Here is a 24,017-nt window from a genome sequence, read left to right as displayed (position 1 = left end):
TCGATGCCTTAGACGGTCATCGGGTTGGGTTTGGACGGATCGAGGTTGTACTTCTTCAGCGCGTCGGCCACGACCTTGCGCTCAATCGTACCCTCATCGGCCAGCGCGCTCAGCGCAGCGACCGTGGTCCAGTAGCGGTCCACTTCGAAGAAGTGACGCAGCTTCTCGCGTGTATCCGAGCGGCCGAAGCCGTCCGTGCCCAGCACGACGAAGCGTTGCGGCACGAACGCGCGGATCTGGTCGACCAGCGCGCGGACGTAGTCCGTCGATGCGATCACTGGACCCTTCGCGTCCTTCAGCAGCGTCTCGACGTGCGAGAGCTTCTTCTCTGCCAGCGGGTTCAGCAGGTTCTGACGCTGCACTTCGTGACCTTCGCGGGCCAGTTCCGTGAAGCTCGGTACGCTCCACAGATCCGACTCGACGCCCCAGTCGTTCTTCAGCAGGTCGGCGGCGGCGATCACTTCGTTGAAGATCGTGCCCGCGCCCATCAGCTGCACGCGCGGCGCCTTGGCGTTGTCCGCGCCCTTGCGGAACGCGTACATGCCCTTGATGATGTCCTTCGCGACGTGCTCGCCCTGCGGGATGGCCGGGTGCTCGTAGTTCTCGTTCATCACCGTGACGTAATAGAACACGTCTTCCTGCTCCTGCACCATGCGGCGCAGACCGTCCTGCATGATGACGGCGAGTTCGTAGCCGAACGTCGGGTCATAGCTGATGCAGTTCGGCACCGATGCCGCCCACAGCAGCGAGTGGCCGTCTTCGTGCTGCAGGCCTTCGCCGTTCAGCGTCGTGCGGCCCGCCGTGCCGCCCAGCAGGAAGCCGCGCGAGCGCATGTCGCCCGCGGCCCATGCCAGATCGCCGATGCGCTGGAAGCCGAACATCGAATAGAAGATGTAGAACGGAATCATGATCTCGCCGTGCGTCGAGTACGACGTCGCCGCTGCGATCCAGTCCGACATGCCGCCTGCTTCGTTGATGCCTTCCTGCAGGATCTGGCCCGTCGTCGATTCCTTGTAGAACATCAGCTGGTCGGAATCTTCCGGCACGTACTTCTGGCCGTCCTGATTCCAGATGCCGATCTGGCGGAACAGACCTTCCATGCCGAAGGTGCGCGATTCGTCCGGCACGATAGGCACGACGCGCTTGCCGATGACCTTGTCCTTCAACACGATGTTGAGGATACGGACGAACGCCATCGTCGTCGAAATTTCACGGCCTTCGCCCGTGCCCTTGAGCAGCGGCTCGAATGCTTCGAGCGACGGCACGGGCAGCGATTCCGCCTTCTGGCGGCGCGCCGGCAGATAGCCGCCGAGTTCCTGACGGCGGGCGCGCATGTATTCGAGTTCCTTCGAGCCTTCCTCGAAGGTCAGATACGGCACGTGCGCGATTTCGTCGTCCGAGATGGGCAGGCGGAACTGGTCGCGGAACTGCTTGAGCGACTCCACCTGCATCTTCTTCTGCTGGTGGGTGATGTTCATCGCCTGGCCGGCTTCGCCCATGCCATAGCCCTTGATGGTCTTGGCGAGGATCACGGTCGGCTGCCCCTTGGACTGCGTCGCTTCCTTGAACGCGGCGTAGATCTTGTGCGGATCGTGGCCGCCGCGGTTCAGGTTCCACACGTCGTCGTCCGACCAGTCGGCGACCAGCGCCTTCAGTTCCGGCGTGTTGAAGAAGTGCTCGCGAACGAACGCGCCCGATTCCGACTTGTACGTCTGATATTCGCCGTCGACGACTTCCATCATCCGGCGCATCAGCGCGCCCGATTTGTCGCGTGCGAACAGGGCATCCCAACGGCTGCCCCAGATGACCTTGATGACGTTCCAGCCCGCGCCGCGGAATTCGCTTTCGAGTTCCTGGATGATCTTGCCGTTGCCGCGCACCGGGCCGTCCAGGCGCTGCAGGTTGCAGTTGATGACGAACACGAGGTTGTCCAGACGCTCGCGGCCGGCCATGCCGATCGCGCCGAGCGATTCCGGCTCATCCGTTTCGCCGTCGCCGAGGAACGCCCACACCTTGCGGCCGTCCGTCTTCGCGATGCCGCGCGCCTGCAGGTACTTCATGAAGCGCGCCTGGTAGATCGCCATGATCGGGCCGAGACCCATCGACACCGTCGGGAATTGCCAGAAGTCCGGCATCAGCCACGGGTGCGGATACGACGAGATGCCCTCGCCGCCCACTTCCTGACGGAAATTGTCGAGCTGGTTCTGCGTCAGACGGCCGAGCAGGAACGCGCGCGCGTACACGCCCGGCGACGAGTGGCCCTGCACGAACACGAGGTCGCCGCCGTGATCTTTCGACGGCGCGTGCCAGAAGTGATTGAAGCCGACGTCGTACAGCGTGGCCGCCGATGCGAACGACGCGATGTGGCCGCCGACGTTGGTTTCCTTGCCGGCGCGCAGCACCATCGCCATCGCGTTCCAGCGCGTGTACGAACGGATGCGGTGTTCGACGTCCTGGTCGCCCGGAATCTTCGCCTGATTCGCGACGGGGATCGTGTTGATGTACGGGGTGTTGGCGGAGAAAGGCAGATGCTCGCCATGCACGCGGGCAAATTCGATCTGCTTCTCGATGAGGTAGTGAGCGCGGTCGGGTCCGACAGCAGAAATCACGCCATCTAGCGCTTCGAGCCATTCGGCCGTTTCTTGCGGGTCGTTGTCGTCTTTGGCGTTGGCGACGTATTTCAAGACTTCGTCAGGTACAGCGGACATGCTCGTCTCCTGGATATGGGAACGCTCTGTGAACAGGCGACGCGGACTAACGTCGAGGACGAACATCGGCCGCGGCAGCTTCCGGCCGATTGTAATAAGGCCCACATTGCCTGCGCAACAAAATTTTCAGATTACGAGAGAGTTTCTCATAATGCGAAAAATTGTTGCGACGCACCCTGGTTTGACTGCCCATCAGCAAGTACGTCGGCTAGTTTGCGCCGAATTGCGTGACTTTCACCGCTTTTTTGCGTCATTTGCATGTCAGGCGCTGCGCTACAATGCCAGCCATGTTGACCGATCGGCTTTTCGCACGCTCGGCGCGCTCTGCCGGACAGTCGGCGGATTCGTCGCCGTCCCGCTGGCACCACGGACCGTGGTGGTCGAATTCCTATTTGCTGACGCCGCTGCTGTCGATCCTCGTGTTCCTCGTGGTCATGAGTCTGATCCTGTGGAGCCTGAACCGGCGCGAGCAGCAGCAGCAGGAAGACACGCTTTACCGCAACGTCGCGTGGGCGCAGCAGCAGATCCGCCTGTCCATGACGGGCGCGCAGGAACAGCTTCAGGCGCTCGCCCGCGACCTCGTCTCCGGCCGCGCCGACCCGCATTCCTTCCAGGTGTCGACGGCCGACATCATGCAGGGGCATCCCGAGATCCTCTACATGAACTGGTACACCAGCGCGCAGCAGCCGCGCTGGCCGAACAACGCGCTGCCCGTGCTGGGCCAGCGTCTCGCCAAGCCCAACGACCAGCAGATGGACGAGGCCGTCAAGGCCGCCTTCGCGGAAGCGAAGAACACGCGCCGCCAGGTCTACTCGCCGCTGATGTACGACGACGTCGGCAATGGCTACATCACGCTGCAAACCCCCGTTTATCGCGACCGCGACTTCCTCGGCACGGTCGCGGCCGTGTTCTCGGTCGAAGGGATACTGAAGCGCGACATCCCGCCGGAGCTATCGGCGAAGTACAAGATTTCGATCATCGACATCAACAACCGCGAGCTGGCCACCACGTCCACGCGCCCGCGCCTGCCGCGCGACGCGTATTACGACCTGCCGCTCGATCCGCCCGGCCAGGGCGTGTCGGTGCGCGTGTACGCGTACCCGCAGATGACCAACTTCACGAACAACACGCTCGTGTGGCTGGTCGCGGGGCTGTCGTGTTTCGTGCTGTGGAGCTTGTGGAGCCTGTGGAAGCACACGCGCCAGCGCTTCGAGGCGCAGCAGGCGCTGTACGCCGAAGCCTTCTTCCGCCGCGCGATGGAAAACTCCGTGCTGATCGGCATGCGCGTGCTCGACATGCACGGCCGCATCACGCACGTGAACCCGGCGTTCTGCCGGATGACGGGCTGGGACGAAAGCGATCTGGTCGGCAAGAATGCGCCGTTCCCGTACTGGCCGCGCGACTCCTACCCGGAGATGCAGCGCCAGCTCGACATGACCTTGCGCGGCAAGGCGCCCTCTTCCGGGTTCGAGCTGCGCGTGCGCCGCAAGGACGGCTCGCTGTTCCACGCGCGGCTGTATGTGTCGCCGCTGATCGACAGCTCGGGACGGCAGACGGGCTGGATGTCGTCGATGACGGACATCACCGAGCCCAAGCGCGCGCGCGAAGAACTCGCCGCCGCGCACGAGCGCTTCACCACCGTGCTCGAAAGCCTCGACGCCGCCGTGTCCGTGCTCGCCGCCGACGAAGCCGAGCTGCTGTTCGCGAACCGCTATTACCGGCACCTGTTCGGCATCCGCCCGGACGGCCATCTTGAACTGGCGGGCGGCGGCGGCTTCGACAGTTCGGCGGCTTCGTCGGATTCGATCGATATGGTCGACGCCTTCGCCGGCCTGCCCGCCGCGGCGCTCACGGAAGGCTCCGCCGACGCGCAGGAAGTCTACGTGCAAGGCATCCAGAAGTGGTTCGAAGTGCGCCGCCAGTACATCCAGTGGGTGGACGGCCATCTCGCGCAGATGCAGATCGCGACCGACATCACCACCCGCAAGCAGGCACAAGAACTGGCACGCCAGCAGGACGAGAAACTCCAGTTCACCAGCCGCCTGATGACGATGGGCGAAATGGCGTCGTCGCTCGCGCACGAATTAAACCAGCCTCTCGCGGCCATCAATAACTATTGCTCTGGAGCCGTGGCGCTGGTTAAATCTGGTCGGACAACTCCCGACAACCTGTTACCAGTTCTCGAAAAGACGGCGCAGCAGGCTGTGCGGGCCGGCATGATCATCAAGCGCATCCGCGAATTCGTGAAACGCAGCGAACCGAAACGCCAGGCCACCCGCGTCGCCGACATCGTCGCCGATGCCGTCGGCCTTGCCGAGATCGAAGCACGCAAGCGCCGCATCCGCATCGTGACGGATATGCGCCAGCGTCTGCCCGTCATCTATGTCGATCCGGTGCTGATCGAGCAGGTGCTCGTGAACCTGCTGAAGAACGCGGCGGAAGCGATGCACGACGCGCGGCCCAATGCCGTCGACCCCGTCATTCGCCTCGTCGTCAAGCTCGATTCCGGCTTCGTATGCCTCAGTGTCGTCGACCAGGGGCCGGGCGTCGACGAAGCCACGGCCGAACGTCTCTTCGAACCGTTTTACAGCACCAAGTCCGACGGCATGGGCATGGGGCTGAACATTTGCCGTTCGATCATCGAATCGCATCGCGGACGCCTGTGGGTGGTCAACAACGTCGAATCCGACGGCCACATCACGGGCGCCACTTTCCATTGCAGTCTGCCTATTGGAGAGCCTGACGGCCCGAGCAACGGCGGGTCAGAGGCGCCGACACCACAAACCGTTACGGGAGAGCTATGAACACCCCAGTTACCACACAGGAAACCGTGTTTGTCGTCGACGACGATGAAGCGGTGCGAGATTCGCTGCGCTGGCTGCTGGAGGCGAACGGTTATCGCGTTCAGTGCTTCTCCAGCGCCGAGCAGTTCATCGACGCATGGCAGCCGCATCAGCATCCCGGCCAGATCGCGTGCCTGATTCTCGACGTGCGGATGTCGGGCATGAGCGGGCTCGAACTGCAGGAACGCCTGATCGCCGACAACACGCTGCTCCCCATCATCTTCGTGACGGGTCACGGCGACGTGCCGATGGCCGTGTCGACGATGAAGAAAGGCGCAATGGACTTCATCGAAAAACCGTTCGACGAAGCGGAACTGCGCAAGCTGGTCGAACGCATGCTCGACAAGGCCCGCAGCGAAAGCAGCAGCGTCCAGCAACAGCGCGCCGCCGCCGAGCGCCTCGGCAAGCTCACGGCGCGCGAGCATCAGGTGCTCGAGCGCATCATCGCAGGCCGCCTGAACAAGCAGATCGCCGACGACCTCGGCATCAGCATCAAGACGGTCGAAGCGCACCGCGCCAACATCATGGAAAAGCTCAACGTGAACACGGTCGCCGATCTGCTGCGTCTCGCGTTGTCTAACAAGCCACAACAGGCGCAGTAATCCCACCGTAGTCCGCGTTGCGGCCGTCATCACGCGATGGCCGCGATCGTCGCCTGCGCTTCGTTGCGCAGGCGCATGAAGCAACGTCGGCGCCCGCTGAGGCCGTCGCGCGGCGCAGTCTTTAGCGCCATTCCCCCCTTCTCTTGCGCACGATTCTTCGTCGCGCGCGGCGCTCCCATTTCATTAGCAATCCCAACTGACTCGCATGGCATCCGTCGGCCCGTCTCGCACCGCGAGCGCGACCGGTTCGGGCGCCCGCGTTGAAGTTTGATATCGCGCATTGACAGTCGCGGCCCCGCTTTTTAATTTACCTACCAGATCAACCGAAAAAGCGACCCATGCCCGACACGTGCAACGCGGGCCGCGACGCGTGCATCGCTGGCCACGATGCGTGCCGCATGAAGCGCTCTCGCCGCGAACGACGCCGTGGCTACAGATTGCCCTTGCGCGTCCCGCCCACTTCCATTATCAGTCGCCCTACACCGTCGTCCGCTTGTCGCTCCATTGCCACAAGACCGCGTGGCGGCATGCCGGCCCGGGCCGGCAGCCGCTGTGCTCACAACGCAGCAAGGAGGTTTTCATCGTGAAACGTTACGGACCCTACGGGCCGCGCGCGTGGCTCGTCTGCGCGGCGCTGGCAGGCATGCCGCTCGCTGCGGGCCTCGTCGCGCCCACTGGCGCCGTCGCGCAAACGCCCGCGAAAGTCTCGAACCAGCAACTCGATTCGCTGACCGCGCCCATCGCGCTCTATCCCGATGCGCTGCTCGCGCAGGTGCTGATGGCGTCGACGTTCCCGCAGGACGTGACGGCGGCCGCCGCGTGGTCGAACGCGAACTCGCAGTACAAGGGTGACGACGCCGTGAAAGCCGTCGCATCGGAGCCGTGGGACCCGAGCGTGCAATCGCTGGTGGCGTTCCCTCAGGTGCTCGCGACGATGGCCTCGAAGCCCGACTGGGTGCAGCAGCTCGGCAACGCGTTCCTCGCGCAGCCCAACGACGTGATGGACTCGGTGCAGCGGCTGCGCAAGCAGGCGCAGTCGGCGGGTAATCTGAAATCGAGCGAGCAGCAAAAGGTGATCGTCGAGCAAAGCACGATCCAGATCGTGCCCGCCAATCCGCAGGTGGTCTACGTGCCGACCTATAACCCGACCGTCGTCTACGGCACGTGGCCCTACCCGGCCTACCCGCCCGTCTATGTGCCGCCGCCTCCCGGCTACGCGATCGCAACGGGATTCATGACGGGGCTCGCATTCGGCGCGGGCGTGGCCGTCGCCAATTCGCTGTGGGGCGGGTTCAACTGGAACAATCACGACGTGAACATCAACGTCAACCGCTACAACAACATCAACGTCAACAACCGGATCAACTCGAATACCTCGACCGCGAACTGGAACCGCAACGAGAGCATCAACCGCAATAATGCGAACTTCAATCGCAACAACGCCAATGTGAACAGCAGTAACCTCGCTGCGCAGCGCGACCAGTTTCGCGGACGCGACGCCTCGCGCGCGCAGGCGCAGCAGACGCTGCAGAACCGTACTGGCCAGAACCTGAGCGGCAACGCGAGTCAGCGGGTGCAGAACATCCATCAGGGCGGTGCCAGCGAGGGCAATCTCCGCAACAGCGCGCAAAACCTGAACCGCGACAACGCGTTGCGCGGCTCGGGCGACGCGGCGGGCTCGCGGCAGGAGTTGCAGCGCGGTCAGGCGAGCCGCCAGTCGCTGGCGAACAACGGCGGCGCAAGCAACCGGCTCGGCTCGGGCGGCGGCGGACAGCAGTTCAATGGCGCGCAGGCGGGCGGCGGGCGGCTCGGTGGCGGAGGTGGGGGCGAAGGCGGTGGAGGCTTCCAGCATGGCGGCGGGGGTGGAGGATTCCAGCATGGCGGCGGAGGCGGAGGATTCCAGCGTGGCGGCGGGGGTGGAGGCTTCCACCGCCGCTAGAAGAACGATCGACAGCAACCATCTTGGATCGGACCAGAACCGGCCGCTCGAGCGCCCGCTCTGGTCGACAGGAGTCAGTCATGACCGGCAACTCAATCCGCGTATCAACCCGTCATTCGATTCGCACCGCCACTGGCAGCACGCGGCGCGCCGCGCTTTCGCACGCGCTCGCCGCAGCCGCCGCCATCGCGATGTTCGCGGCAGCGCAGCCCGCCGCCGCGCAGGCCGTCTACCCGACGCCCGACGCCGCCGCCAGTGCGTTCGCGAATGCGCTCGCGACCAACGACCATCCCGCGATGGAAAAGGTGCTCGGCAAGAACTTCGGGCGCTACATCCCGACCACCGACATCGGCGAGGACGACATCTACGCGTTCCTCGGTCAATGGGCGAAAGGCCATCGGATCGTCGACGACCCGGCGCCCCACGCCGGCCGCAAGAGCGTGCATCTCGAGGTGGGCGACGGCGGCTGGACGCTGCCGATTCCCATCGTGCAGACGGCGCGCGGCTGGCAGTTCAACACGCCCGCAGCCACGGATGAAATGCTCACGCGCCGTATCGGCCGCAACGAACGCGCGGCGATTCTGACCTCGCTTGCGTATGTCGACGCGCAAAACGACTACCGCAAGCAGATGCAGCACTACGCGCAGAAGTTCATCAGTTCGCCCGGCAAGCAGGACGGTCTGTACTGGCCGACGGCAGCCGGCCAGCCCGAAAGCCCGCTCGGACCGCTCGCTGCGACCATGCCGCATCAGATCGCGCCAGGCGAAGCGTATTACGGCTATCACTACCGCATTCTCACGTCGCAAGGCGCCAAGGCCGACGGCGGCGCGCAGAACTACGTGCAGGACGGCGTGCTGTCGAAGGGCTTCGGCCTCGTCGCGTGGCCGGCCGAATACGGCAAGACGGGCGTGATGACTTTCATGGTCAACCAGAACGGCCAGGTCTATCAGAAGGATCTCGGGACGCAGACGCCGCGTGCCGCGTCGGCGATCACCACATTCAATCCCGACTCCTCCTGGCAGGCGACGCAGCCTTGAGCACGCGCTGAAGCTGCGCCGGGTGATGCGGGCGGCGTCCGTCACTCCGACGGCGCCGCTGTTGCCCGGTTTCGTCCGGCATCACGGTTGGTCATCGGTTGGGTTGCCTCAACGGTATAATGTCGAACTTCGCTGCGGCGCGGTTTTCGCGCCGTGCGCTTTCCGGCATGCGACCCGTTCCTGCCGTCGAGCGCCATCCGTGCGTTTTCGCGGTGTCCGCCTCGAGCGCGCGCCGCAAGCGCATGCGCAGCAGCACGACGCGCGGCATGCGCGGCAACGTGATCACACGCCCCGCGCCTGCCTGCCCCGCCCGCATTCCGAAACGCCCATTCTCGACCGACCATGACAGCCAAACTGATCGACGGCACCGCCCTTTCCAAGACCTTGCGCGCCGACGTCGCCACGCGCGCCGCCGCCCTCACCGCCCGCGGACACCAGCCGGGCCTCGCCGTCGTGCTCGTCGGCGACAATCCGGCGAGCGAGGTCTATGTCCGCAACAAGGTGAAAGCGTGCGAGGACAACGGCCTGTTCTCGTCGTACGACCGCTATCCCGCGACGATGACGGAAGCGGATCTGCTTGCGCGCATCGACGCGCTCAACCGCGATCCGAAAATCCACGGCATTCTCGTGCAATTGCCGCTGCCGAAGCACATCGACAGCCACAAGGTGATCGAAGCCATCGCGCCCGAGAAAGACGTGGACGGCTTTCACGTCGCGAACGCCGGCGCGCTGATGACGGGCAAGCCGCTGTTCCGCCCGTGCACGCCGTACGGCGTGATGAAGATGTTCGAGGCGTACGGCATCGAGCTGAAGGGCGCGAACGCCGTCGTGATCGGCCGCTCGAACATCGTCGGCAAGCCGATGGCGCTGCTGCTGCTCGAAGCGAACGCGACGGTCACGATCTGCCACAGCAAGACGCGCAATATCGCCGCCTTCACGCGCGACGCGGATGTCGTCGTGGTCGCGACGGGCCTGCGCAACACGCTGACAGCCGACATGGTGAAGCCGGGCGCGACGGTAATCGACGTCGGCATGAATCGCGACGAGAACGGCAAGCTGTGCGGCGACGTCGATTTCGCGAACGTCAAGGAAGTGGCGGGTCATATCACGCCTGTGCCCGGCGGCGTCGGCCCGATGACGATCACGATGCTGCTCGTCAATACGATCGAAGCGGCCGAGCGAGCCGCAGGCAACGCCTGAGCAAACGGCTCGACGCGCTTCTGGCGCGTAGTCAACAGCCGCCCGGCTCGTCGCAACGAGCCGGGCGCGTGCCATCCGCAGATCCAGCGCAATCACCCGGTTGTCAAAGCGGCGGCCAGCGGACCGCGAGGTCGGCCGCGCGCATCGGCGCCGGTTCGGGCGCGTTCCGGCGTTCGTGCTGACGCGCTTCGCTGCGCGCGATGCGCGCGCGGACCCAGCGCATTGCCGGCCGCTCGATCCACCGCGACGAGAACGCCGCCAGCGCGAGAATAAACGGCGCGCTGACGACGATCGACAGCATCGGAGGCATGCTTGGCGCGAGCGCCGCCACACCTTGCTGAACCATGAATCCGTAGAGGTAGATCGCGTACGAGTAGTCGTGACGCGGCACCCAGCGGCGCAGCATCGGCGTCACGCTCACCCAAAGCAGCCCATAGACGAACGCGATATAGAACAGGGCCTGCGCGCCCGCCGTGTCGCGAAACACGAGAAACACCAGCAGCAGCCCGCACGCCCTCAGACCGCTGAGTTCGATGCGCTCGCGCCATCCGTACAGCAGCATGCCGAGAAAGAAGAACGGCTCTGGGAAGAACGCATAGCCGCCTGCCTTGTCCGCGAAATCGCGCCAGCCGATCTGCAGATCGGGCAGACGCACGCGCACCGAAAGCACGGCGGCCGCGATCAATACGGCGATCACGATGCGCCAGCGCGTCGACAGCAAGCCGACCATGCCCATGACCAGCACGAGCAGATAGCAATGCACCTGAAGCGGCAGCGTCCACAACGGCGCGCCGATGTCGCGTCCGAAACGGTTGTGCTCGAACACACCCGGCAATGTCCAGCCGCGCTTCATCACGAGTGTCGAGAAATAGTCGAGGTTTCGCCATGTGGCGCCCGACGCGAAATAGTCGTGCAGCGCGAGCGTCGTGAAAATCGGGCCGACGACGAAGATCGCCACCAGCGACGCGCCGACCACGGCGGGCAGCAAGCGCGCGAGCCGCAGCGCGACGAAGCGCGGCACCGAGCGCTGCCGCTCGAAGCTCGCGCTGACCAGCAGTCCGCTTATCAGAAAGAACGCATACACGCCGAGATGGCCCGCGCCGCCGAAGCCGAGCGCCGCCGCGACGGCATCGCCGGCATCCGTCTGCTGGATCGCATACGCATTGCAATAGACGACGGCGCACGCGGCGACCAGTCGCACGAGATCGAAGTTGTTCGCGTCGCGCGCAAGCGCGCCCGACAGCGACTGGGGATGTGGAGTCATCGCGAGAGGCACCTGATGCTGGCGGGCCGCTGAGCTCACGCGTACGGCCACCGAAGGATAGGAAAGCCGCGCGCCATGCCGGCCTGCGCGCGGACGTCTCAACGATGCGCGAGAACCCGCGCCGCGACCGTGCGCTTGCCCACCCTCCTGTTCTGGTACAAATACGTCTGAGCCCGCTACGCATGCGCACGAGCAGCAGTTCTGATAATTTGTGCTGCAACCGGCTGCAGATTGGCGGATATCAGCTGATATCAGTTGGAAACGCCGAACGGCGCCCCAATATGCATGTTGCAGGGCGCCGGACAACCCGCGCGAACGCGCCGCATGCTGTGCGCGTCGTGCACGCCGCTCAGGTTTCAGGCCCGGATGTGCGTCATCCGGGCGTTTATTTACCGCGTCAGACAGGAAGCATCATGTCCACCTCTCAATCGACATCCGACAATCCGCTCCTCGATTTCTCCGATCTGCCGCGCTTTGGCGAGATCCGCCCCGAACATGTGACCCCTGCCCTCGATGTGCTGCTCGCGAATGCGAGCGCCGCCGTCGACCGCGCGGCCGAGCCGTCGACGCCGGCGTCGTGGGCCGACGTTATCGAGCCCGTCGAACGCGCGACGGAGCCGCTGTCGCGCGCCTGGGGCGTGATCGGCCACCTGAACGCCGTCGCCGATACGCCCGAACTGCGCGCCGTGTACGGCGAGAACCTGCCGCGCGTCACCGAGTTCTGGTCGAGCGTCGGGCAGAATCTCGCGCTGTACGAGAAGTACAAGACGATCGCCGCCGCCGATGATTTCGAATCGCTGACAGGCGAACGCAAGAAGATCCTGAACAACTCGCTGCGTGACTTCAGACTGTCGGGTGCCGAACTGCCAGAAGACCAGAAGCCGCGTTTCGCGGAACTGCAGGAGCGCCAGGCTGCGCTGTCGAAGGCCTTCTCGGATCACGTGCTCGATGCGACGAATGCGTATGCGTTCATCGCCGAAAGCAAGGACGAACTGGCCGGGTTGCCCGAAGATGTGATCGAAGCCGCGCGCGAAGCGGCCGAGCGTGAAGGCAAGAGCGGCTGGAAGTTCACGCTGCATTTCCCGTCGTACTTTCCCGTCATGCAGTATTCGGAGAACCGCACGATGCGCGAGACGATGTATCGCGCGTATGTCACGCGTGCATCGGAACTCGGGCCGCAATACGGCAAAGGCAATGCCGACTGGGACAACACGGGCATCGTCGCCGACGCGCTGAAGCTGCGCGAAGAGGAGGCGCATATGCTCGGCTTCAGGAACTTCGCCGAGGTGTCGCTTGCGCCGAAGATGGCCGAGTCGCCGGAACAGGTGATGGCGTTCCTGGAAGACCTCGCGACGCGCGCGCGTCCGCACGCCGAGCACGACTGGAAGGAACTGCGCGAGTTCGCTGCGAGCGAGCTGGGTTTCGCCGAACTCCAGCCGTGGGATGTCGCGTTTGCCGCCGAACGCCTGCGTGAAAAACGCTATTCGTTCTCCGAGAACGAAGTGAAGCAGTATTTTCCGGAAGACACGGTGCTCAAGGGCCTGTTCAAGGTCACGGAGACACTGTTCGGCGTGAAGATCCGCCGCGACGAAGCGGCGACGTGGCACCCGGACGTGCGCTTCTTCCGCGTCGAGAATCAGGACGGCGGCCTCGTAGCGCAGTTCTATCTCGACCTGTACGCGCGCGAAGGCAAGCGCGGCGGCGCGTGGATGGACGACGCCCGCTCGCGCCGCAAGCCCGTCAACGGCGCGGTGCAGACGCCCGTCGCGTATCTGACCTGCAACTTCTCGGCGCCCGTCGGCGGCAAGCCCGCGTGCTTCACGCACGATGAAGTGATCACGTTGTTCCACGAGTTCGGCCATGGCCTGCATCACATGCTGACGCGCGTCGACGAGCTCGGCGTGTCGGGCATCAATGGTGTCGAATGGGATGCCGTCGAACTGCCATCGCAGTTCATGGAGAACTTCTGCTGGGAGTGGGACGTGCTGAGCGACATGACGTCGCACGTCGATACGGCCAGGCCGCTGCCGCGCGAGCTGTTCGACAAGATGCTTGCCGCGAAGAACTTCCAGAGCGGACTGGGCACGCTGCGTCAGATCGTGTTCTCGATGTTCGACATGAAGCTGCACGTCGACTTCGACACGTCCGGCGCGAAGAGCGCGAACGACCTGGCGCGCGAGATCAACGAACGCTTCCACGTGATTCCGCAAGCATCGTTCTCGCGCTGGCCGAATACGTTTAGCCACATTTTTGCGGGTGGGTATGCGGCGGGCTACTACAGCTACAAGTGGGCCGAAGTGCTGTCCGCCGATGCTTACGCCGCGTTCGAAGAAGCCGCGCAGGCCGGCAAAGGCAGCGTGCTTGATGCGGCGACGGGCACGCGGTATCGCAAGGAGATTCTCGAAGTGGGCGGCAGCCGTCCCGCGATGGAATCGTTCAAGGCGTTTCGCGGCCGCGAGCCGAATATCGATGCGTTGCTGCGGCATAACGGCATGGCGCCGGATGTGGTGCCGGGGGCGGCGCATTGAGGGTGTTGATGCGTTGGAACGCAGGTTCGTAGGGGCTGGTATTCGATCTGCGGTATTGCCGGGTTAAATGAAAGAGCGGGTTCGGGTTGCCGGGCTCGCTTTTTTTTTGGTTTGCTCGCATCCGCGATTTGTTTTTGCTTTTGCTTTTGCTTTTGCTTTCGCTTTCGCTTTCGCTTTCGCTGGCATCCGCGATTCGTTAGCGTGCTTCAGGCGTCGCCCCTGTGCGGGGCGGCACCTACTTTTCTTTGCCGCCGCAAAGAAAAGTAGGCAAAAGAAAGCGGCTCACACCGCCAGCTCTTGACGTTTTCCCACGGGCCCCCAACGTCCCCACACTTCACCCGGCAACGCCCTTGTTCGTGTGCGTTGCCAGCGCGCTGAATAAGCGCCTCACCCACTTCAAACACCCGTACATGAGCCAGCGTCAGCGAATGGTATGCGCCGCCCAGGCGGCAAACTGTGTGTAGGCCGCAGTGCCTCACACGCCTCACTTCGGACCGATAGCGCAGGCGTCCCACCCTGTAAGAGCGCTACCCTATACGACGCGACAACCTACACACAGTTTGCCACCTGGGCGGCCGTGGACTGTTTCGCACGGCATGCTGAAACGCAGGTGCGTGAAGCGGGTGAGGCGTTCATTCAGAGCGTTAGCAACGAACGTGGGTCATGTGGTTGCCGTGTGAAGCGTAAGACCCTTTGGGGGCCCTCAGGCAGGAAGAAATGTTGGCGGTTTGAGCCGCTTTCTTTTGCCTACTTTTCTTTGCGGCGGCAAAGAAAAGTAGGTGCCGCCCCGCACAGGGGCGACGCCTGAAGCACGCTAACAATTCGCGGATGCCAGCGAAAGCAAAAGCAAACCGCGGATGCCAGCGCAAAGGCATGAACACCGACCAGCGGCGCCAGAACCACAAAAAACATATCGCGGATGCCAGCGAATGCCAAACACACCAAACGGCGTAGCCCGCGCCTCGGAGGCACAACGCGGCTGCCAGCGCAAAAAAACCGCCCCCCTCACCCACGATGCAGCTTGAAGTCCACTTCCCTTGCCCGCCCTTCCAACGACAACATCGCCCGCGCCGCCGGCGCACGGCTCACCACTTTCCCTCGGCTCACCACGACCAGCCGCGCCGCGCGCAAGCGTATCGCCTCCACAGCATCGCGTGCGTCGAGCACAACGAGATTCGCGTCGCAACCCGGCTCGATCCCGTAACGTTCGAGCCCGAGAATACGCGCCGCGTTCACCGTGACGGCATCGAAGCATGCATGCATCGCGTCAATACCCGTCATCTGCGCGACGTGCAAGCCCATGTGCGCCACTTCGAGCATGTCGCCAGAACCGAGGCTATACCACGGGTCCATCACGCAATCGTGGCCAAACGCGACGTTGACGCCCGCCGCAAGCATCTCCGGCACACGTGTCATGCCGCGCCGCTTCGGATAAGTATCCGAACGACCTTGCAACGTGATGTTGATAAGCGGATTCGCGATCGCCGCCACGCCCGATTCGCGCATCAGCGGCAGCAGCTTGCTGACGTAGTAGTTGTCCATCGAATGCATCGACGTCAGATGCGAGCCCGTCACGCGCCCATGCAGTCCGAGTCGATGCGTGTGAGCCGCGAGTGTTTCGATGTGACGCGACAGCGGATCGTCCGATTCGTCGCAATGCATGTCCACGCGCAAGCCTTTCTCTGCAGCGAACTCGCATAGCAATCGCACCGACTCCGCGCCGTCTGCCATGGTCCGCTCGAAATGCGGAATGCCGCCGACCACATCGACACCCAGCGCAATCGCACGCTTGAGGTTGTCGAACGCACCCGCACTGCGCAGCAGCCCGTCTTGCGGAAACGCCACCAGTTGCAGGTCCATATAAGGCGCGACGCGGCGCTTCACTTCGAGCAGCGCTTCAACCGCGAGAAGGCGCTCGTCGCACACATCGACATGCGTGCGGATGGCGAGCAGACCCCGCGCGACAGCCCAGTCGCAATACTGCAGCGCGCGCTCGACGAGCGCTTCCTGCGTCAGATGCGGCTTCAGCTCGCCCCACAGTGCGATGCCTTCGAGCAAGGTGCCCGACGCGTTCACGCGCGGTAACCCATACGACAGCGTCGCGTCCATGTGGAAGTGCGCGTCGATGAACGGCGGCGTGACGAGCGCACCCTGCACGTCGATCTCTTCACGTCCGCCCGCAGCCAGGTTCGGCGCGACGGCGACGATGCGCCCACCTTCGATGCCGATATCGACGGGGCCATTCTGTTTCGGGGCACTGCGCGGCAATACGGCATTGCGGATGATCAGATCCATGGGCGGCTCCTTTGCATGACTACGATTCTATCGGCGGAAGAAATCCATGGGGAAGCATCCTGATGGCATAGGACAAAAGACCGTACCGTACTGGCCAGCCGCGTGCGATCCGTACTGCTCACCCCGGCGGCTCGCAGCCTATACTCGACGCGATCAACCGGTACGGGCAAGAACGCAAGATGAAAACGATAGGCGTGATCGGCGGGATGAGCTGGGAATCGTCGGCCGAGTATTACCGGCTGCTGAACCGTTATGCGAAGGCGCGTCTCGGCGGTCATCACAATGCGCGCAGCGTGATGGTGACCGTCGACTTCGCACCCGTCGAAGCCAACCAGCGCGCAGGCGACTGGCACGCGCTCGGCGTCCAGATGGCGGATGCCGCGCGGCAACTGGAGCGCGGCGGCGCCGACATCGTGCTGCTCGCGACGAACACCATGCATCGCGTGCACGAAGCGATCGAAGCGGCGATCACAGTGCCCTTCCTGCATATCGCCGATCCGACGGGCGAAGCGCTGCGCGCAGCTGGCATCGGGCGAGTCGGCTTGCTGGGCACGCGCTATACGATGGAGCAGACCTTCTACGCGGGACGCCTGCGCGAGCGCTTCGGCCTCGATACGCTCATTCCCGGTGACGATGGCCGCGCGCACGTTCATCGGATCATCTACGACGAGCTGTGTCACGGCATCATCGAGCCGTCATCGCGCGCGATCTATCAAGACGTGATTGAAGACCTGAAGGCGCGCGGCGCGCAGGCCGTCATTCTCGGCTGCACGGAAATCGCGCTGTTGATCCGCCAGGAAGACTCTGTTCTGCCTGTGTTCGACACCACTGCGCTGCATGCGAAACACGCTGTCGACTGGGCGATCGAAACCGGCCGTTGATGAGATGCAATACCTCGCCGCGAACGCACAACACAATAAGATGAAAAAACTTCGTTCAAATGTTTGACGCATGGCGAAGGTGTCCGTACAATTCGCCTCTCTGACGCGGGGTGGAGCAGTCTGGCAGCTCGTCGGGCTCATAACCCGAAGGTCACAGGTTCAAATCCTGTCCCCGCAACCAGTTTCAAAGGCATCGTGTCCTGCTCCACACGGCCTCGAGCAGTACAAGCAGTGTTACGCATCCAAAGCCCGCATCGCCCAAAGCGTTGCGGGCTTTTGCGTTTTTGCCTATGCAGGTTGCCGTACTGAGCGGCGCTGCCCGATCGCGGTAAGATTCCATCCAGCACCTGATACAACGAGAACGAGCGATGAAATTAGCCACGTGGAATGTGAACTCCCTGAAGGTTCGTCAGCAGCATGTGATCGACTGGCTCGAACTCAGCCAGACCGACGTGTTGTGTCTTCAGGAACTGAAGCTGCCCGACGAAAAATTTCCGCGCGCCGAGCTCGAGGAAAAGGGTTATCGCAGCTGGTTCGCCGGTCAGAAGACGTATAACGGCGTCGGCATTCTCGTGCGCGACGGCGTGAGCGTCGACGAAGGCAGCATCATGCGCAACATACCCGGCTTCGAGGATCCGCAGCAGCGCGTCATCGCGGCCACCATCGAAGGCGTGCGCGTGGTCTGTGCCTATTTCCCGAACGGCCAGGCGCCCGGCACTGACAAGTTCGCCTACAAGCTGCGCTGGCTCGACGCGCTGCACGACTGGATCGCCAGCGAACTCGCGCAGCATCCAAAGCTCGCGCTGCTCGGCGATTACAACATCGCGCCTGAAGACCGCGACGTGCACGATCCGAAGGCGTGGGAAGGACAGAACCTCGTTTCGCCGGAAGAGCGGGCGCAGTTCAACCGCCTCGTCGAACTGGGTCTCGTCGATTCGTTCCGGCTCTTCGAGCAGCCCGAGAAGACTTTTACGTGGTGGGACTATCGGATGCTCGCGTTCCGCCGCAACGCGGGCTTGCGCATCGACCACATTCTGCTGTCGAAGCCGCTGGCCGCAAGCTGCACACATTGCGACGTCGACAAGACGCCACGCAAGTGGGACCAACCGTCGGACCACGCGCCTGTCGTCGCGCTCACCGAATAACTCGCGGCAGAAACACAAGCGTATTAGCAAAGAAAAAGCGGCTCGATAGCGCATCGCGCCATCGAGCCGCTTTACTTTGTCGCGTGCAACCACAGCACCACCCGCGCACGCCCCGAAGCATCAACGCTTACGGTTCGAGATTCAGCTCCTGAATCTTGCGCGTGATCGTATTGCGACCGATGCCGAGCCGCTCGGCCGCTTCGACCTTGCGCCCGCGCGTAAAGTCGAGCGCTTCGCGAATCACGGCCGCTTCGAAACGGCGCGACAGTTCGTCCATCACATCGGCGGCGTTCTCGCGCAACAGCTTCGCGACTTCCGTGCGCAGCCCGCTCTCCCACGCCGCGACAGGCGACGGAATCACCACGCCGCCGGCCGCGACGGGTGCACTCGTGCCCGTGGCCACGCCGTTCGTGACGCCCCCGTTGCCCACTGCGCCGTCGATCGGCAGCGATCCCGCAGACGTCGCGAATTCCGCCCCGGCCTGCTGCGTCGAGACGAGATCGGGCGGCAGGTCCTTGATCTCGATCGTCTGCGCCGGCGCCATCACGGTCAGCCAGTTGGCGAGATTTTCAAGCTGACGCACATTGCCGGGAAACGGCAGCGACGTCATATACGCCAGCGCCTCTTCCGACACACGCTTGGGTTCGACGCCGAGATCGCGCGCACTCTTCTGCAGGAAATGGCGCGTCAGCAGCGGGATGTCCTCGCTACGCTCGCGCAGCGCCGGCAAGCGCAGACGGATCACGTTCAAGCGGTGATACAAGTCCTCGCGGAACAGCCCTTGCCGCACACGTGATTCGAGATTCTGGTGCGTCGCGGCGATCACGCGCACATTCGCGCGCAACGGGTTATGTCCGCCGACGCGATAGAACTGCCCATCCGACAACACGCGCAACAGACGCGTCTGCAAGTCGAACGGCATATCGCCGATTTCATCGAGAAACAGCGTGCCGTTCTCAGCCTGCTCGAAGCGGCCCTGGCGCATCGCCTGCGCGCCCGTGAACGCGCCGCGCTCATGGCCAAACAGTTCGGATTCCAGCAGATCTTTCGGAATCGCCGCCGTGTTCAATGCGATGAACGGTCCGTTCGCGCGTGGGCTATGTCGGTGCAAGGCGCGCGCGACAAGTTCCTTACCGGTGCCTGATTCGCCCGTAATGAGCACGGTCGCGGCCGAATGCGACAGACGGCCGATCGCGCGGAACATGTCCTGCATCGCGGGCGCCTGACCGAGCATCTCGGGCGCTTCGGCAACGCGGTCGTCCCATGTGTGCTCGCCGCGCATGCTTTCGTCGACGGCGCGGCGAATCAGTTCGACGGCCTTGTCGACGTCGAACGGCTTGGCGAGGTATTCGAAGGCGCCGCCCTGAAACGCGGCCACGGCGCTATCGAGATCCGAGAACGCCGTCATGATGATGACGGGCAAGCCCGGCACGCGGTCGCGCACGGTCTGCAGCAGTTCGAGCCCGGAGCCGCCAGGCATTCTGATATCGGAGACCAGCACCTGAGGGCTGTCGTGTTCCAGTGCGCCCGCGGCTTCGCGCACATTCGCGAAGCTGCGCGTCGCGAAGTTCTCGCGTGCGAGTGCTTTTTCGAGCACCCAACGGATCGATTGATCGTCGTCTACTATCCAGATCGGCTTCATATAGGTCCGTCAGAAGTCTTGTCTTGCGTGTGGTGTGACCAGTCGAGTATCAGGCGTCGAGCGGCAGCAGGATCTGAAACTCGGTGTGACCCGGACGGCTCTCCACTTCGATCATCCCTTCGTGCTGCTGCACGAAAGTCTGCGCGAGCGTCAGGCCAAGACCGCTACCGTCTTCCCTGCCCGATACGAGCGGATAGAAGATGCGATCGCGTATGTCTTCGGGAATGCCGGGCCCGTTGTCGACGATATGCAAGTCCAGTGCCAGCTTGCAAAGACGTTTCGCGATCGTCACCTTGCGCGCCACGCGCGTGCGCAACTCGATGCGCGCATCGCCTTGCGAGATGCGTTCGCGCAGCGCCTCGGCCGCATTGCGCACGATGTTCAGCAGCGCCTGGATCAGCTGCTCCTTGTCGCCGCGCAGATCGGGCACGCTGACGTCGTAGTCGCGTTCGATCGTCAGACCGCGCGGAAACTCAGCGAGAATCACCGCGCGCACGCGCTCGCAGACTTCGTGGATATTCACGTCGCCGACGATATGCGGATGACGATGCGGTTCGAGCAGGCGGTCGACCAGCGTCTGCAGCCGGTCCGATTCCTTGATGACGACCTGCGTGTATTCACGCAGTTCGTCGCGCTCGCGCGCGCCGAGTTCGAATTCGAGCAGTTGCGCCGCGCCGCGAATCCCGCCGAGCGGGTTCTTGATCTCATGCGCGAGATTGCGGATCAGCTGCTTGTTCACGGCCGTCAGATCGTGAATGCGCTCTTCGCGATCGGATCGCAAATGGCGCTCGTTCTCGAACAGTTCGAGCAGCACGTAGTCCTGCGCGCTCTCCAGGAAGCCGACGATCGCATGCACGTGCAGCGGCTCGTGACCGCCGCGTTCGAGCACGGCGTCCAGATGCGTGGCGTGGAAACGGTGAGCGGCGATTGCGGCGATGGTCGCCGTCAGTTCTTCGCCGTTCGTGAAGATGTCGGGCCAGGCCATTTGCGTAAGCTGCCGGCGCGACATTTCGAGCATCGACTCGGCCGACGGATTCGCGAACGCGACACGCAGCGTCCGCTTGTCGAGCACGAGCACGACGGTGGGCAGCGCCTCGAAGCCCGGCAGCAAACCGGATTCGACGAGTTGCGCATCATCCGACAATGCGTCGGTGTGCCCTTTTCTGGCCTTGATCAGGTTCTTCAATACCATCTTGCAGTCGGGTCTCGATAGCCTTGCATGGGACGGGAGCCAGCGCCAACGCGCGAACTTCCGTCGACAGGAGATGGTGAGCGCGCTTCATCGCACGCGGTTCAAATCAGGTCGATCACCAGCAACGACACGCTGCAGCAGCCGTTCCGCAACAAAAACGTCACAGCTTTCGATCCAACGAAAAAGGGACGGCGCCGCCGTCCCTTCGTGACCGATCGCAGCGTCGGGGCGGACGCTTCGCCGCATTTCGCGAACGAAGCGCAGCGCCACCTGGAGCGATTACAGCGAGTAGTACAGTTCGAACTCGACCGGGTGCGTGGTCATACGCACGCGTTGCAGCTCGGTTTCCTTCAGTTCGAGGTAAGCGTCGATCATGCCGTCGGTGAACACACCGCCGCGCGTCAGGAACTCGCGGTCTGCGTCGAGCGCTTCCAGTGCCTGGTCGAGGCCGGCACACACGGTCGGGATCTTTGCATCCTCTTCCGGCGGCAGGTCGTACAGGTTCTTGTCGGCGGCTTCGCCCGGATGGATCTTGTTCTGCACGCCGTCCAGACCTGCCATCATCAGTGCCGAGAAGCACAGGTACGGGTTCGCGAGCGGATCCGGGAAACGCGTTTCGATACGGCGGCCCTTCGGGTTCGCAACGTGCGGAATACGGATCGATGCCGAGCGGTTACGTGCCGAGTAAGCCAGCTTCACAGGCGCTTCGAAGTGCGGCACGAGACGCTTGTACGAGTTCGTACCCGGGTTTGTGATCGCGTTCAGCGCGCGTGCGTGCTTGATGATGCCGCCGATGTAGAACAGCGCGAATTCCGACAGCCCAGCGTAGCCGTTGCCCGCGAACATGTTCTGGCCGTCCTTCCAGATCGACTGGTGGACGTGCATGCCCGAACCGTTGTCGCCGACGACGGGCTTCGGCATGAACGTCGCCGTCTTGCCGTACGTGTGCGCGACGTTGTGAACGATGTACTTCAGCTGTTGCGTCCAGTCAGCGCGCTGAACCAGCGTCGAGAACTTCGTGCCGATTTCGTTCTGGCCTTGACCTGCCACTTCGTGGTGGTGAACTTCGACAGGGATGCCGATCTGTTCGAGCAGCAGACACATTTCCGAGCGGATGTCCTGGAACGTGTCGACAGGCGCGACCGGGAAGTAGCCGCCCTTCGTGCCCGGACGGTGACCCGTGTTGCCGCCTTCGAATTCCTTGCCCGACGACCACGGTGCTTCTTCCGAGCCGATCTTGACGAAGCAGCCCGACTGGTCGGCGCTCCACTGGACCGAGTCGAAAATGAAGAATTCCGGTTCCGGACCGAAGAAGGCCGTGTCGCCCAGACCCGTGCTCTTCAGATACGCTTCGGCGCGCTTTGCCAGCGAGCGCGGGTCACGTTCGTAACCTTTGCCGTCAGCCGGTTCGACGACGTCGCAGGTCAGCACGAGGGTCGACTCTTCGTAGAACGGGTCGATGAAGGCGGTGTCGGCGTCCGGCACGAGCAGCATGTCCGACGCTTCGATGCCCTTCCAGCCAGCAATCGAGGAACCGTCAAACGCATGGCCGCTTTCGAATTTGTCTTCGTCGAATGCCGACACCGGCACCGAAACGTGTTGCTCCTTGCCGCGCGTGTCGGTGAAACGGAAGTCGACAAACTTGACGTCCTCGTCCTTGACGAGCTGCATGACGTCGGCCACGGATTTACTCATAACCTATCTCCTGATTAACGAATTCGGCGGGTTCAGCCGCCGCCCAATCTAGCTGACCAGCCTCGATGCGTCCACCCCTGGGATAGCGGCAACCGCGGAAATCTGCTGCTGGCATCGGGCCAATCTGATCGGCACCAATAAAGCAGCTTCCATGCCATGTTTTCGTTCCGCATGCGCCAGGCCGTTGCAGCCCCAATGCCGACGCGCCTTCGCAGGGAATTTGCATACGCCGTTTGCGGGAGTCGCCGGAGGCGACGGGACGCATACGCACCATAATCGTGCGTTCACGTAGTCTGCGCCCGCTTAACATTCCGTTTTGGTGCATGCCTCCCATTTTGCACCATTAACGGGCGCACCCGTCTATTCCCGAATTTCGCGCCGTGCATGGCGGCGCGACGTGCGCCGCTCCGGCAGCTTGCTAGAATGTTTTTTTGGCCCCTAGGAGATTTGCTGTCATGAGTACGCTCGAACAGTTGTACAGCCAGGCTGAAAAGCGCCGTGTCGACAACCAGCTCCCCTACGCGGGCGCCGTCACGCCTGCCGAGGCATTCGAGCTTCTGCAACTCGACCCGCGCACCCGTCTCGTCGATGTGCGCACGCGCGCCGAACTCGACTGGGTCGGACGTCCGGTGGTCGGCGACGGCCAGTATGCGCATGTCGAATGGACGCGCTACCCGGGCGGCGTGCCGAATGCCGAATTCATCGACCAACTCCGTCAGGTCGCAACGCCCGACACGCCCGTGCTGCTGCTGTGCCGCAGCGCGGCGCGCTCGAAGCTGGCGGCCATCGCGGCGACGCAAGCCGGCTTCACGAAGGCACTGGATCTGCTGGAAGGCTTCGAAGGCGACAAGGATGGCCAAGGGCATCGGAAGACCGTGTCGGGCTGGTGTTTTCGCGGCTTGCCGTGGATCGGCGCTTGACGGATCGCACGCTGGCATAAGAAGCGCTACCGTCGCTTCCCGGATACGCGGCGCACGGTGAACACCGTGCGCCGTTTTCATCTGGAATGGTCCGCGTGCGATGTGACAGGCGGATGTTGCTACCCG

15 protein-coding genes and 1 tRNA gene are annotated in these 24,017 nt (G+C 63.4%); 10 read left to right on the top strand and 6 right to left on the bottom strand.

Going from position 1 to position 24,017, the window contains the following annotated elements:
• Window positions 1-8: 8 nt before the first annotated feature.
• Window positions 9-2,708 (bottom strand): pyruvate dehydrogenase (acetyl-transferring), homodimeric type, encoded by a 2,700-nt coding sequence (aceE, locus tag C2L66_RS05805; RefSeq protein ID WP_060601408.1) that lies wholly within the window; start codon window positions 2,706-2,708, stop codon window positions 9-11.
• A gap of 287 nt (window positions 2,709-2,995) precedes the next feature.
• On the opposite strand from aceE, the gene fixL reads away from it, so the two are divergent.
• From fixL to folD, 5 genes are all read left to right on the top strand, one after another.
• Window positions 2,996-5,512: an oxygen sensor histidine kinase FixL gene (gene fixL / locus C2L66_RS05800; protein WP_035990599.1), complete on the top strand. Its 2,517-nt coding sequence runs from the start codon at window positions 2,996-2,998 to the stop codon at window positions 5,510-5,512.
• Window positions 5,509-6,153, top strand: coding sequence for an oxygen response regulator transcription factor FixJ (gene fixJ, locus C2L66_RS05795; protein WP_007586834.1), 645 nt, complete (start codon window positions 5,509-5,511; stop codon window positions 6,151-6,153). Before fixL ends, fixJ begins: the two co-directional genes overlap by 4 nt.
• 583 nt (window positions 6,154-6,736) lie before the next feature.
• Entirely contained in the window at window positions 6,737-8,092 is a 1,356-nt protein-coding gene (locus C2L66_RS05790; protein WP_060602727.1) for a DUF3300 domain-containing protein, read from the top strand.
• Between the two features lie 80 nt (window positions 8,093-8,172).
• Window positions 8,173-9,129, top strand: a complete 957-nt coding sequence (locus C2L66_RS05785) for a DUF2950 domain-containing protein (protein ID WP_060601411.1) — start codon at window positions 8,173-8,175, stop codon at window positions 9,127-9,129.
• A gap of 342 nt (window positions 9,130-9,471) precedes the next feature.
• Window positions 9,472-10,329 carry a bifunctional methylenetetrahydrofolate dehydrogenase/methenyltetrahydrofolate cyclohydrolase FolD gene (gene folD / locus C2L66_RS05775; RefSeq protein ID WP_054934363.1) on the top strand — a complete coding sequence of 286 codons (858 nt, stop codon included), beginning with the start codon at window positions 9,472-9,474 and terminating at the stop codon, window positions 10,327-10,329.
• Window positions 10,330-10,432: 103 nt separating this feature from the next.
• Here folD and C2L66_RS05770 read toward each other — a convergent pair whose 3' ends face one another.
• The gene (locus tag C2L66_RS05770; protein ID WP_060601418.1) at window positions 10,433-11,593 is read right to left on the bottom strand and encodes an acyltransferase family protein; all 1,161 of its coding nucleotides are present in this window, start codon (window positions 11,591-11,593) and stop codon (window positions 10,433-10,435) included.
• A 413-nt stretch (window positions 11,594-12,006) separates the two neighbouring features.
• Here C2L66_RS05770 and C2L66_RS05765 point away from each other — a divergent pair, with 413 nt between their 5' ends.
• Window positions 12,007-14,121, top strand: coding sequence for a M3 family metallopeptidase (locus tag C2L66_RS05765; protein WP_054934361.1), 2,115 nt, complete (start codon window positions 12,007-12,009; stop codon window positions 14,119-14,121).
• Between the two features lie 1,005 nt (window positions 14,122-15,126).
• Here C2L66_RS05765 and C2L66_RS05760 read toward each other — a convergent pair.
• Window positions 15,127-16,416, bottom strand: a complete 1,290-nt coding sequence (locus tag C2L66_RS05760; RefSeq protein ID WP_060601422.1) for an amidohydrolase family protein — start codon at window positions 16,414-16,416, stop codon at window positions 15,127-15,129.
• Window positions 16,417-16,595: 179 nt separating this feature from the next.
• On the opposite strand from C2L66_RS05760, the gene C2L66_RS05755 reads away from it, so the two are divergent.
• The 3 genes from C2L66_RS05755 to xth all read left to right on the top strand — a co-directional run bounded on the left by C2L66_RS05755 (window position 16,596) and on the right by xth (window position 18,442).
• A complete protein-coding gene (locus tag C2L66_RS05755) occupies window positions 16,596-17,297 on the top strand; it encodes an aspartate/glutamate racemase family protein (RefSeq protein WP_060601425.1) in 702 nt (233 codons plus the stop codon).
• Between the two features lie 104 nt (window positions 17,298-17,401).
• A tRNA-Met gene (locus tag C2L66_RS05750) sits at window positions 17,402-17,478 on the top strand.
• A gap of 187 nt (window positions 17,479-17,665) precedes the next feature.
• Complete coding sequence (xth, locus tag C2L66_RS05745) at window positions 17,666-18,442, top strand: exodeoxyribonuclease III (RefSeq protein WP_054934358.1); 777 nt, start codon at window positions 17,666-17,668, stop codon at window positions 18,440-18,442.
• Window positions 18,443-18,569: 127 nt separating this feature from the next.
• On the opposite strand, the gene ntrC is transcribed toward xth, so the two are convergent.
• The 3 genes from ntrC to glnA all read right to left on the bottom strand — a co-directional run bounded on the left by ntrC (window position 18,570) and on the right by glnA (window position 22,971).
• A complete protein-coding gene (ntrC, locus tag C2L66_RS05740; RefSeq protein ID WP_054934357.1) occupies window positions 18,570-20,084 on the bottom strand; it encodes a nitrogen regulation protein NR(I) in 1,515 nt (504 codons plus the stop codon).
• Window positions 20,085-20,133: 49 nt separating this feature from the next.
• Window positions 20,134-21,276 carry a nitrogen regulation protein NR(II) gene (gene glnL / locus C2L66_RS05735; protein WP_054934356.1) on the bottom strand — a complete coding sequence of 381 codons (1,143 nt, stop codon included), beginning with the start codon at window positions 21,274-21,276 and terminating at the stop codon, window positions 20,134-20,136.
• A 279-nt stretch (window positions 21,277-21,555) separates the two neighbouring features.
• The gene (glnA, locus tag C2L66_RS05730; RefSeq protein ID WP_054934355.1) at window positions 21,556-22,971 is read right to left on the bottom strand and encodes a type I glutamate--ammonia ligase; all 1,416 of its coding nucleotides are present in this window, start codon (window positions 22,969-22,971) and stop codon (window positions 21,556-21,558) included.
• Between the two features lie 455 nt (window positions 22,972-23,426).
• On the opposite strand from glnA, the gene C2L66_RS05725 reads away from it, so the two are divergent.
• On the top strand, window positions 23,427-23,891 hold the full coding sequence (locus C2L66_RS05725; protein WP_035990574.1) for a rhodanese-like domain-containing protein: 465 nt from the start codon (window positions 23,427-23,429) through the stop codon (window positions 23,889-23,891).
• Window positions 23,892-24,017 lie beyond the last annotated feature (126 nt).

The sequence above is a fragment of the Paraburkholderia caribensis genome (genome assembly GCF_002902945.1).
Taxonomy (GTDB): domain Bacteria; phylum Pseudomonadota; class Gammaproteobacteria; order Burkholderiales; family Burkholderiaceae; genus Paraburkholderia; species Paraburkholderia caribensis.
This window is presented reverse-complemented; position numbering and strand designations above follow the sequence as displayed.

Bases quoted from the DNA above. Each gene is read 5' to 3' on its own strand.
- aceE (WP_060601408.1), bottom strand. From the start codon at position 2,708: ATGTCCGCTGTACCTGACGAAGTCTTGAAATACGTCGCCAACGCCAAA.
- C2L66_RS05765 (WP_054934361.1), top strand. From the start codon at position 12,007: ATGTCCACCTCTCAATCGACATCCGACAATCCGCTCCTCGATTTCTCC.
- C2L66_RS05770 (WP_060601418.1), bottom strand. From the start codon at position 11,593: ATGACTCCACATCCCCAGTCGCTGTCGGGCGCGCTTGCGCGCGACGCG.
- xth (WP_054934358.1), top strand. From the start codon at position 17,666: ATGAAATTAGCCACGTGGAATGTGAACTCCCTGAAGGTTCGTCAGCAG.
- glnL (WP_054934356.1), bottom strand. From the start codon at position 21,276: ATGGTATTGAAGAACCTGATCAAGGCCAGAAAAGGGCACACCGACGCA.
- folD (WP_054934363.1), top strand. From the start codon at position 9,472: ATGACAGCCAAACTGATCGACGGCACCGCCCTTTCCAAGACCTTGCGC.
- C2L66_RS05785 (WP_060601411.1), top strand. From the start codon at position 8,173: ATGACCGGCAACTCAATCCGCGTATCAACCCGTCATTCGATTCGCACC.
- fixJ (WP_007586834.1), top strand. From the start codon at position 5,509: ATGAACACCCCAGTTACCACACAGGAAACCGTGTTTGTCGTCGACGAC.
- fixL (WP_035990599.1), top strand. From the start codon at position 2,996: ATGTTGACCGATCGGCTTTTCGCACGCTCGGCGCGCTCTGCCGGACAG.
- C2L66_RS05755 (WP_060601425.1), top strand. From the start codon at position 16,596: ATGAAAACGATAGGCGTGATCGGCGGGATGAGCTGGGAATCGTCGGCC.
- C2L66_RS05725 (WP_035990574.1), top strand. From the start codon at position 23,427: ATGAGTACGCTCGAACAGTTGTACAGCCAGGCTGAAAAGCGCCGTGTC.
- C2L66_RS05760 (WP_060601422.1), bottom strand. From the start codon at position 16,416: ATGGATCTGATCATCCGCAATGCCGTATTGCCGCGCAGTGCCCCGAAA.
- glnA (WP_054934355.1), bottom strand. From the start codon at position 22,971: ATGAGTAAATCCGTGGCCGACGTCATGCAGCTCGTCAAGGACGAGGAC.
- ntrC (WP_054934357.1), bottom strand. From the start codon at position 20,084: ATGAAGCCGATCTGGATAGTAGACGACGATCAATCGATCCGTTGGGTG.